Source organism: Streptomyces sp. L500 (genome assembly GCF_054551825.1).
On the sequence record NZ_JBTOLC010000059.1, the window covers coordinates 19,704 to 29,906 of the forward strand.

At 69.5% G+C, this 10,203-nt stretch carries 11 protein-coding genes; 8 read left to right on the forward strand and 3 right to left on the reverse strand.

Features of this window, described 5'->3' with window-relative positions:
• The first annotated feature begins 155 nt into the window (after positions 1-155).
• The 6 genes from ACX9I7_RS29900 to ACX9I7_RS29925 all read left to right on the forward strand — a co-directional run bounded on the left by ACX9I7_RS29900 (position 156) and on the right by ACX9I7_RS29925 (position 6,288).
• Entirely contained in the window at positions 156-602 is a 447-nt protein-coding gene (locus ACX9I7_RS29900; protein ID WP_387575690.1) for an ATP-binding protein, read from the forward strand.
• Positions 603-677: 75 nt separating this feature from the next.
• On the forward strand, positions 678-2,357 hold the full coding sequence (locus tag ACX9I7_RS29905; RefSeq protein WP_459389096.1) for a serine/threonine-protein kinase: 1,680 nt from the start codon (positions 678-680) through the stop codon (positions 2,355-2,357).
• A gap of 88 nt (positions 2,358-2,445) precedes the next feature.
• Positions 2,446-3,471 (forward strand): C40 family peptidase, encoded by a 1,026-nt coding sequence (locus tag ACX9I7_RS29910; protein WP_308430360.1) that lies wholly within the window; start codon positions 2,446-2,448, stop codon positions 3,469-3,471.
• A 293-nt stretch (positions 3,472-3,764) separates the two neighbouring features.
• Positions 3,765-4,472: a phosphatase PAP2 family protein gene (locus ACX9I7_RS29915; RefSeq protein ID WP_459389100.1), complete on the forward strand. Its 708-nt coding sequence runs from the start codon at positions 3,765-3,767 to the stop codon at positions 4,470-4,472.
• A gap of 318 nt (positions 4,473-4,790) precedes the next feature.
• The gene (locus ACX9I7_RS29920) at positions 4,791-5,924 is read left to right on the forward strand and encodes a hypothetical protein (protein WP_459389097.1); all 1,134 of its coding nucleotides are present in this window, start codon (positions 4,791-4,793) and stop codon (positions 5,922-5,924) included.
• Between the two features lie 142 nt (positions 5,925-6,066).
• Positions 6,067-6,288, forward strand: coding sequence for a hypothetical protein (locus ACX9I7_RS29925; RefSeq protein WP_387575683.1), 222 nt, complete (start codon positions 6,067-6,069; stop codon positions 6,286-6,288).
• On the opposite strand, the gene ACX9I7_RS29930 is transcribed toward ACX9I7_RS29925, so the two are convergent.
• Positions 6,274-6,636, reverse strand: a complete 363-nt coding sequence (locus ACX9I7_RS29930; protein WP_387575682.1) for a metal-sensitive transcriptional regulator — start codon at positions 6,634-6,636, stop codon at positions 6,274-6,276. The two genes, ACX9I7_RS29925 and ACX9I7_RS29930, sit on opposite strands and share 15 nt — an antisense overlap.
• A 265-nt stretch (positions 6,637-6,901) precedes the next feature.
• Here ACX9I7_RS29930 and ACX9I7_RS29935 point away from each other — a divergent pair, with 265 nt between their 5' ends.
• Together ACX9I7_RS29935 and ACX9I7_RS29940 are read left to right on the forward strand one after the other, a co-directional pair.
• Positions 6,902-7,522, forward strand: coding sequence for a DUF47 domain-containing protein (locus tag ACX9I7_RS29935; RefSeq protein ID WP_358633006.1), 621 nt, complete (start codon positions 6,902-6,904; stop codon positions 7,520-7,522).
• 6 nt (positions 7,523-7,528) lie between these two features.
• The gene (locus ACX9I7_RS29940; protein ID WP_189453510.1) at positions 7,529-8,527 is read left to right on the forward strand and encodes an inorganic phosphate transporter; all 999 of its coding nucleotides are present in this window, start codon (positions 7,529-7,531) and stop codon (positions 8,525-8,527) included.
• A gap of 194 nt (positions 8,528-8,721) precedes the next feature.
• Here the strand turns inward: ACX9I7_RS29940 and pstB are convergent, their stop codons facing one another.
• The gene (pstB, locus tag ACX9I7_RS29945) at positions 8,722-9,501 is read right to left on the reverse strand and encodes a phosphate ABC transporter ATP-binding protein PstB (protein WP_459389098.1); all 780 of its coding nucleotides are present in this window, start codon (positions 9,499-9,501) and stop codon (positions 8,722-8,724) included.
• A 36-nt stretch (positions 9,502-9,537) separates the two neighbouring features.
• The coding region (gene pstA, locus ACX9I7_RS29950; RefSeq protein ID WP_459389099.1) for a phosphate ABC transporter permease PstA at positions 9,538-10,203 on the reverse strand (666 nt) is incomplete at its 5' end.

Below are 10,203 nucleotides of genomic sequence, written 5' to 3' on the forward strand. Positions count from 1 at the left end.
CGTCGAACCCGACCCGCCCTCCCCGGCCCATAAGCCGGAAGTGCACCGCGTCCGCATGCGTGCCCATCCGCGCCCCGTATGCGTGCCCGGCAATGCCACCGCGATCCGCCGTCCAAGAGGGCATCCGGCAATCGGTGAAGCCCAGGAGTCACGCCATGTGTCCCATCACCACCGTCGTCCCCATCCGTCCCGACTTCTCCCTCGGTTTCCTCCCCGTCCCGAGCCTCGTCCGTGAGGTGCGCGCTGCCGTACGCGGCCTCCTTGTCGCCGCTCACCGCGACGACCTCGTCGACGACACGCTTCTGCTCACCTCCGAAGTCGTCACCAACGCCGTCAACGCCTGCCGCGGCAGCTCCTGCACGGCCCTCGTCACCGTCTACGCGAAGTGGATGTACGGCGGCGCCCTGCTCGTGCTCGTGCGGGACTACGCGCCCGGAACGCCGCACGAGCGGGCGTGGCCCGTTGGCGGGGAGAGCGGCCGTGGGCTGGCGCTCGTTCGGGCCTGTGCCACGCATTGGGGTGTGTGCCGGCACGGGAGCGGTCCCGGGAAGGCCGTCTGGTTCCGCGTCGCGGCGGCAACACCAGCACAGGTTGCTCAATGATCAGGGACATGCCGAGATGTGGCACAGTCTCACCTCGTGGAAGCGCTACGAGATCAGGACCCCGCAAGCATCGGTGTGCACACCGTTCTCGCCCGGCTCGGTGCCGGCGGGATGGGGCAGGTGTATCTGGGGCGGTCGCCCGGTGGGCGGCAGGTGGCGATCAAGGTGATCCGGGAGGACTTCGCCGAGTCGCCCGAGGCGCTGGCGCGGTTCCGCCGGGAAGTGGAGACCGTGCGCGCCGTGCGCAGCGCGTACACCGCCAACCTGATCGACGCCTCGCTCGAGGCGACCCCGTACTGGCTCGCCACCGAATACGTGCCCGGGCCGACCCTCGTGGAGGCGGTACGGGCGCGCGGGCCGCTGCCCGCCGACACCTGTCTGCGGCTGTTCGCGGCGCTCGCGGAGGCGCTCTCCCATGTGCACGAGCACGGGGTGCTCCACCGTGATCTGAAGCCGCACAACGTCATCCTCTCGGCCGTCGGGCCCAAGCTCATCGACTTCGGCATCGCACGCGGCGCCGAGCAGACCGCGCTCACCCAGGCCGGTGCCGCGCCGGGCACGCCCGGGTACACCGCGCCCGAGATCATCACGCGGAACGACGTCAGCGCCGCCGCCGACGTCTTCGCGCTCGGCGCCACCATGGCCGTCGTGGCGACCGGACGGCCGCCCTACGGCGAGGGTTCGCTGGAGTCCGTGACATACCGGGTCGTCCACGGTGAGGTGGACGTGGCCGGTGTGGAGCCGGCGCTCGCGGAGCTGATCCGGGACTGCGTCGCGGGCGATCCGGGCAAACGGCCGGATCTCGCACGGATCATCGCGCGGTGCGGGGTGCGTTCGGCGCTCGTCGACGATCCGGTGTACCGGGAGCTGACGGCGGTGGGCGGCGGGACGCCCGCGCCTTCCGCCGCGTACGTGCCCACGTTGGTGCCGGGAGTGGCGCCGGGAGCGGTGCCGGAGACGGCCGCGTCGCGTCCTCGGACGAAGCTGTGGCTGACCGTCGGCGCCGCCTCCGTCGCGCTCGGCGTCGTCGCGGCGCTCGCCGTCCAGTCGCTGGGCGACGACGCGAAGGGGGGAGATGACAAGGCGCTGGGGAAGGCGGCCGCCTCCCCTGCCTCCTCCCCGGCCGCGTCCGGTTCGCCCTCGGGTCCGTCGGGCCCTCCCGCCTCCGACACGGGCAGCGGCAGCGGCAGTGGGAGCGGGAAGGAGCCCGCGTACGTCGAGGCGACCAACCCCAACCGCGATTACTGGACGGCGAAGGAAGGCGCCCTCTACGGCGAGGGGTCGTGCAACCTTCCCTCCGAGGAGCGGGTCGACGGGCAGTTCCAGTCCTCCGTGTCCGATGCGGTGAACCCGGAGGTCCGAGTGATGTCCGGCAAGGTGAAGATCAGTTTCCGGTTCAAGTACGCCAGCCCCGACCGGATCAAGTCGCCCTTCTACGTCTCGGTCGCCGTCAAACCTCCCCACGAGATCGATTCGTCGACCGGCAAGCCGCTCTCGGGACTGCGCCAGAACAACCTCGGCCTGGGTTACACCAGCAAGCCCGTCGACATCGCCCCCAAGGGGTCCGGCGGTTGGGGATCCGACTCCAAGGAGCTGACCTACCCCGACGACTTCCAGCAGTACGTGAGCGGGAAGCCGTACGCGCAGCCGATCCCCGTCAGCAATGACCCCGGCGACTGGACGGTGCTCTTCGAACACGTCAGGAGCGAGAAGGAGTACGCGAGCATCGGCTGTTACGGCTTCACCGCCAAGTAGCGAGTCCGGGAAGCGGCGGAGCGCTGGGATCCGCACGATATTTCGGAAACGGCAGTGCAAGGGGCCTGCCTTGGGGGAAGGTTGACGGGTGCGGAAGCTCTGGGTGGGCGTGGGTGTCGGCATCGCGATGTGCCTGAGTTTCATCGGGCTGCTCGTTGTCGGGGTGTACGTGGCCGCCGGGAACATCACCGGCCTGGGGAAGGGCGGCACGGTCGGGCTCGCCAAGGGCGCCGTGCCCGAGCAGTACCAGGCGCTCGTGGCCAAGTGGGGCAATCTCTGTCCCGCCCTCAACCCCGCCGTGCTGGCCGCCCAGCTCTACACCGAGAGCAACTGGGACCCGACGGCCAAGAGCCCCGCCGCCGCCATGGGGATCGCCCAGTTCATCCAGGAGACGTGGGACACCGAGGGCATCGACGGCAACGGCGACGGCAAGAAGGACATCTGGGATCCGGCGGATGCCATTCCGTCGGCCGCCTCCTACGACTGCCAGCTGTCCAAGGACGTAAAGGGTGTGGCCGGTGACATCACGGACAACATGCTGGCCGCCTACAACGCCGGCCCGTACCGCGTCATCAAGGCCGGCGGCGTCCCCGCCATCAGCGAGACGCAGGGCTATGTGAAGTCCATCCGCAGCCTGGAGAAGAGCTTCGCCCGGCCGGTCGGCCGGGTGGCGCCCTCGCAGCAGGCGGCCGGGGCCATCTACTACGCCCAGGAGAAGCTCGGCACCCCGTACCTCTGGGGCGGTGACGGCGGGCCCGAGGACAACGGCCGCTTCGACTGCTCCGGGCTGACCAAGGCCGCGTACGCCTCGGTCGGGATCGAGCTGCCGCGCGTGGCGAACGACCAGTGGAACGCCGGGCCGCACCCCAAGCGGGACGAGCTGCTGCCGGGAGATCTCGTGTTCTATGCGAACGATCTGAACGATCCGCGCAGCATTCATCATGTCGGGCTGTATGTGGGCGGCGGATACATGATCCACGCGCCGCGGACGGGCGCCGTGATCCGGTTCGAGAAGATCGACTCGCAGCCGGACTACATCGGCGCCACTCGGGTCACCGCGGACGGGGCGAAGGCGCTCCCCGCCGCGCAGGGGGCGGCGGGGAGGAAGTCCTGAGCCCTCCTCAGATCGACGTGGTGGTGTGTGATGCCGCATCAGGGCGGGAATGGCTTGAACTTCCCGTGAACCTCACCCCTGAGCTGGGGCTATGGGTCACCCTTCGATAACGTCCAGGTGATCATTGGGTGGAGAGTGGAACGGCGGGCCGGAGCCAGGCGTTCCATTGGAGTGGGAAAGCAGCGCCGCGAGCTGCGGCGCACGGACCACGGGGGTCGGTGGCTGGGCGTGGTGTCGGGCGACAGATAGGGGCGGCGGCGATGGCTGGACTCGTGACGGGAGACTCCATGCCAGTGGCCGTGCTGGCCGGAGGTGAGACCAACCCCGACGTCAGCCTGCTCTACGACATCAACGGCATCGCCAAGGGCGCACCCAACTGGGCCGACCGCGCCATGGAGTTCCTCGGCGAATACGGCATCCTCTTCGGCCTCGCCGTGCTGATGCTGTGCGCCTGGTGGAGCGTTCGCAAGAGCAAGGACGCACCGGCAGGGACGGCCGCTCTGCTGTGGTCGCCGCTGGCGGCCGGGATCGCCCTGCTGATCAACGTGCCCATCCGGGGATTCGTCCGCCGGCCCCGGCCCTTCCTCGACCACCAGGGCCTGGAGGTGCTGGTCAAGGGGAAGACGGACTTCTCCTTCGTCAGCGACCACGCCACGCTCACGATGGCGCTCGGCGTCGGACTGTTCGTGGCCAACCGGAAGTACGGGCTCATCGGCATCGGGCTCGCCCTGCTTGAGGGATTCTGCCGGGTTTATATGGGCGTGCATTACCCAACGGACGTCGTCGGTGGGCTGGCGCTCGGGACGGCCGTCACGCTGCTTCTCGCCCCGCTGGCGATGATGCTGCTCACGCCGTTGACGCGGTGGGTCGCGGGGACGCGGTGCGGGTGGCTCGTGCGGGCGGGGGCGGCGGGTGCCGGTGCGGATTCGGCTGTCGCGCCGGCCGCGGCGGTGGCGCCCGGGCACGACGTGCGGGCGCACGATCGGGACCTCGCCGCTTAGCGTCGCCCCAGCCCCGCCCTTTCACCGTTTCCCGGGGGCTCCGCCCCCGGACCCCCGGTCCTCAAACGCCGGACGGGCTGATTTTCGCCGTCACGACGTGATCCTCCGCGTCCGCTCTCGCCAAGGAGCGGGCTCGGCGGGCCGGGCCGTACCAGCCGCAGGTGCAGCGAGCCGTGCAGAACGAGCCCCGTTCGCTCGTACTGATGATGTGGTCAGCGGGATCGGACACGTGACCACGCTACCCGGCCGTGACGACCGCCCCGGGGCGGTCGTTGGAAGAAGCGGGTTCCACTAGCGTGCGGCAGGGGGCTTACAGCCATGGCGGTGCAGGGACGCAGACGCGGAGGCGCGATCGTCGCCACCGCGCTGGCGGGCGGCATCGCCCTCGGGGTGTTCGCCGTCTCCGGCTGCGCCGAACAGGGCGGGCCCGCCGAGCGGGGCCAGGACGGCAAGGGCCTGTGGCACGCGGCGAGCGGTCAGGTCCGGCAGGCGCAGCTGGAGGGCCCGGTGGGAGTGGATCCCGCGCGGGCGCTCGCCGTCGTGCGGCACGCCCCCGAGGCCCTGGTCCGGGCCGGGGGCGCCAGGGTGCGGACGTCCATGGAGACCGTCAGCGGCGGGACGCGGCTGACGATCCGGGGCAAGGGCGGCTACGACTTCGCCCGCCCGGCGGGGCGGCTCACCGTGACGCTGCCCGAGGGTGCCGACGGGAGCGTCGGCCGCAGGGCGATCACGGAGGTCTTCACGCCGGGCGCGCTGTATATGAAGAACCGGGGCGCGGGTGTTCCCGCCGGCAAATGGGTCCGGCTCGACACGGGTGCCCTCCCGGACGGCGACCTGCTCACGAGCGGTGCCACCGACCCCCTCGCGGCGGCCGAGCTGCTCGGCGGGGCGCGCGAGGTGGCGTACGTACGGGACGAGTGGATCGGCGACACGCGCGTGGGGCACTACTGGGGGACGATCGATCTGGACCGGGCCGCGCGCGCCGCGCCCGAACGGGACCGGGCCGCGCTGGCAGCCGCGGCGAAAGGGTTCTCCAGTGGGACGGTCGCGTTCGACGCCTATCTCGACGAGGCGGGACGGCCGCGGGTGCTGCGGTACCGCTTCGGGGTCGGGGCGCGGGACGCACGGGCCGGCGGACGCGCGCCGGTGGGCGAGACGCGTGGCCCGGTGAGCGGGACGGGGATCGCCACGGCCCCCGCGACGTTCTCTCCCGGTGGCTCATCGGTCGGGGGCCCGTCGGTCGGAGGCTCGTCGGACGGCGGCTCCCCGGGCGGTTCACCCGGCGCGGGCCTTCCCGGGGCGCCCGCCTACCAGCGGCAGAGCGCGGCGCCGGCCACCCCGATGACGGTGGTGTCGACCGTCGAGCTCGGCTCCTTTGGATTCCGGCCGGACATCTGGCTTCCCGCGCCCGCCGAAATCTATGCGGGCACGGTCGCTTCGCCACAGAAATAACGCGGGAGGACATGGTTGGCCATGGAAATGGTCCATCTGTGCCATGCGCGGTGTGTGTACCGATCACTACGCTGGAAAGCGGTGACCTGACGGCCCAGGCCGGTGAGTCCCGAAGCCCCGAGGACCCGAGGAGGTGAATCGCGTGGTTCCGCGACGCGGTTTGTGCGGCGGGCCGGACCCCGTGGCCCTCATCGAGATCGATCTCTACGGTGAATTGATGATCGCGGCGTCCATGGCGGACGAGGAGCGGCTCAGCGTCGACCGGATCGATGAGGTTCTCCGCGTCGTCCGGCCCGTGCGGCGGACGGAGCCAGGGAATCCCGGCGGCTCCGCCAACCCCGCCAAGGCGTCAGGTGCGCAGTAGCCGCGCGATGGCGGCGCTGGCCTCCTCCACCTTCGCGTCGATCTCCGAGCCGCCCTTGAGGGCCGCGTCGGCCACGCAGTGGCGGAGGTGCTCCTGGAGGAGCTGGAGGGCGAAGGACTGGAGGGCCTTGGTGCTCGCCGACACCTGCGTGAGTATGTCGATGCAGTAGACGTCCTCCTCGACCATGCGCTGGAGGCCGCGGATCTGGCCCTCGATCCGGCGCAGCCGCTTGAGGTGCTGGTCCTTCTGCTTGCTGTAGCCGTGCGGGCCCGCAGGGGCCTCGTCGCCGTGGCAGGGCGCCCCGACCGGTTCAGTGGCACTGGTCACTGTGGCCTCCCTGGCCGTCATGGCGTCCTCCGGCGTTCCGCCGACGCGTCCGCGCTGGTCATCAGCGGGGTGCGGGATGATGTCACGCTTGTCGGCGTCCTGCCGTTCCTCACCCGTTTGTATACCCCCAGCGGGTATATCGTACCCAAATTCACCGCCGGAGGCCCGTACCGCCTTCATGAGCACTCTGCCCGATGGGCGACACTGAGGGAATGCCAGTTAGCTGTGGCCGGATGATGCGCCTAGCATCAACGAGACCGAATCCGCTGCACCCCGAGGATCCCACGTGCGCTTTCGTCTGACCCCCAGGGAGACGAGCTTCTACGACATGTTCGCCGCCTCCGCGGACAACATCGTCACGGGCTCCAAGCTCCTGATGGAACTGCTCGGAGCGGATGCCTCCGCCCGGGCCGAGATCGCCGAACGGATGCGGGCAGCGGAGCACGCCGGGGATGACGCGACCCACGCGATCTTCCACCAGCTGAACTCCTCCTTCATCACGCCGTTCGACCGCGAGGACATCTACTCTCTCGCCGGTTCGCTCGACGACATCATGGACTTCATGGAGGAGGCCGTCGATCTGGTCGTCCTCTACCAGGTCGAGGAGCTGCCGAAGGGCGTCGAGCAGCAGATCGAGGTCCTCGCGCGGGCGGCGGAGCTGACCGCCGAGGCGATGCCGAACCTGCGGACGATGACCAACCTGACCGAGTACTGGATCGAGGTCAACCGCCTCGAGAACCAGGCCGACCAGATCCACCGCAAGCTGCTCGCGCACCTCTTCAACGGCAAGTACGACGCCATCGAGGTGCTCAAGCTCAAGCAGATCGTGGATGTGCTCGAGGAGGCCGCCGACGCGTTCGAGCACGTGGCGAACACCGTCGAGACCATCGCGGTCAAGGAGTCCTGACCTCCGGTGGATACGTTTGCACTTGTCGTGACCATCGCGGTCGCGCTCGGATTCACCTATACGAACGGCTTCCACGACTCCGCGAACGCCATCGCCACCTCGGTCTCCACGCGGGCGCTGACCCCGCGCGCGGCCCTCGCGATGGCGGCCGTGATGAACCTCGCCGGTGCCTTCCTGGGCAGCGGCGTGGCCAAGACGGTCAGCGAGGGCCTGATCGAGACGCCGACGGGCGACAAGGGGATGGGCATCCTCTTCGCGGCCCTCATCGGCGCGATCGCCTGGAACCTGATCACCTGGTACTTCGGTCTGCCCTCGTCCTCCTCGCACGCCCTCTTCGGCGGCATGGTGGGCGCGGCGCTCGCGGGCGGCACGACCGTCATCTGGACGGGCGTCATCGACAAGATCGTCGTCCCGATGTTCCTCTCGCCGTTCGTCGGCCTGATCCTCGGCTATCTGGTGATGGTCGCGATCATGTGGATGTTCCGCCGGGCCAACCCGCACAAGGCCAAGCGCGGCTTCCGCATCGCGCAGACCGTCTCGGCCGCCGGCATGGCGCTCGGCCACGGTCTGCAGGACGCCCAGAAGACCATGGGCATCGTGATGATGGCCCTGGTCATCGGCGACGTGCAGAGCAAGGGCGACGCGATCCCGGTGTGGGTCAAGCTCGCCTGCGCGATCATGCTCTCGCTGGGTACGTACGCGGGTGGCTGGCGCATCATGCGGACGCTGGGCCGGAAGATCATCGAGCTGGACCCGCCGCAGGGTTTCGCGGCGGAGACGACCGGCGCGTCCGTGATGTTCACGACCGCGTTCATGTTCCACGCGCCGATCTCGACGACGCACGTCATCACCTCGGCCATCATGGGCGTGGGTGCGACGAAGCGGGTCAACGCGGTGCGGTGGGGTGTGGCCAAGAACATCATTCTCGGCTGGTTCATCACGATGCCGGCCGCGGCGCTCGTCGCTGCGCTGGCTTACTGGGTGGTCAACCTCGCGTTCGGGTGACCCCTTCGCCGGATGAAAAGGGCCCGCCCCCCTGGTACGAACAGGGGGGCGGGCCTTTGCCTTGCGGTGGCACCGCCATGCAGCACCGCGAGGCGGCTTGTGTGCGGGTGCGGGTTGTACGTGGTTGATCGCGCCCGGGGGTCCGGGGGTTTCCCCCGGAGAACACAGCCCCGCGCCCCTTCGGGGCGCTCGGCTTACCCGAAGCGGCCCGAGATGTAGTCCTCCGTGGCCTGGACCGACGGGTTGGAGAAGATGCGCTCCGTGTCGTCGATCTCGATCAGCTTGCCCGGCTGGCCGACGCCCGCCAGGTTGAAGAAGGCGGTGCGGTCGGAGACCCGGGCCGCCTGCTGCATGTTGTGGGTCACGATGACGATCGTGAAGCGTTCCTTCAGCTCGCCGATGAGGTCCTCGATGGCGAGCGTGGAGATCGGGTCGAGCGCCGAGCAGGGCTCGTCCATCAGCAGGACCTGCGGCTCGACCGCGATGGCCCGGGCGATGCACAGCCGCTGCTGCTGACCGCCGGAGAGGCCGGCGCCCGGCTTGTTGAGGCGGTCCTTGACCTCGTTCCAGAGGTTGGCGCCCTTGAGGGACTTCTCCACGATCCCGTCCAGCTCGGACTTGCGGTACTGGCCGCCGTTGAGGCGGACGCCGGCGACCACGTTCTCGTAGATGGACATGGTCGGGAAGGGGTTAGGGCGCTGGAAGACCATGCCGACCGTGCGGCGCACGGCCACCGGGTCGACCCCGGAGCCGTACAGGTTCTCGTCGTCCAGCATCACCTTGCCCTCGACCCGGCCGCCGAGGGTGACCTCGTGCATCCGGTTGAGGGTGCGCAGGAAGGTGGACTTGCCGCAGCCGGAGGGGCCGATGAAGGCCGTCACGGAGCGGGGCTCCACGGTCATCGAGATGTCCTCGATGGCCTTGTGGGTGCCGTAGTAGGCGTTCAGGCCGCTGACGTCGATTCGCTTGGCCATGGGGATCACTACTTCTTTCGTAAAAACGCGTCCGCGTCAGCGGCCGGCCTTGGGGGCCTTCCAGCGGGCGATGCCCCTGGCCACCAGGTTGAGGATCATGACGAAGGCGATGAGGACCAGCGCCGCGGCCCAGGCGCGGTCGTAGCTGGCCTCGTTGCCGGCCGCCCACTGCTCGTAGATGTAGTACGGCAGCGAGGACTGGGCGCCTTCGAAGGGGTTGTTGTTGATCACCTGGGAGCCGAAGACCAGGAGGACGATCGGGGCGGACTCACCGGCGATCCGGGCGACCGAGAGCATCACACCGGTGGCGATGCCGCCGATCGCGGTGGGCAGGACCACCTTGAGGATCGTGCGCCACTTGGGCACGCCCAGGGCGTAGGAGGCCTCGCGCAGCTCGTTGGGGACGAGCTTGAGCATCTCCTCCGTGGAGCGGACGACGACCGGCATCATCAGGATGGCCAGGGCCATCGACCCGGCGAAGCCGGAGTAGCCGTTGTCCATCATCAGGATCCAGAAGCTGAGGACGAACAGGCCCGCGACGATCGACGGGATGCCCGTCATGACGTCGACGAAGAAGGTGACGGCCTTCGCGAGCTTGCCGCGGCCGTACTCGACCAGGTAGATCGCCGTCAGCAGGCCGATGGGGGCCGCGATGGCGGTGGCGATGCCGACCTGCTCCAGGGTGCCGATGATGGCGTGGTA

Coding starts and splice junctions, on each gene's coding strand:
- ACX9I7_RS29920 (WP_459389097.1), top strand. CDS start 4,791: ATGGCGGTGCAGGGACGCAGACGCGGAGGCGCGATCGTCGCCACCGCG.
- ACX9I7_RS29930 (WP_387575682.1), bottom strand. CDS start 6,636: ATGACGGCCAGGGAGGCCACAGTGACCAGTGCCACTGAACCGGTCGGG.
- pstB (WP_459389098.1), bottom strand. CDS start 9,501: ATGGCCAAGCGAATCGACGTCAGCGGCCTGAACGCCTACTACGGCACC.
- ACX9I7_RS29900 (WP_387575690.1), top strand. CDS start 156: ATGTGTCCCATCACCACCGTCGTCCCCATCCGTCCCGACTTCTCCCTC.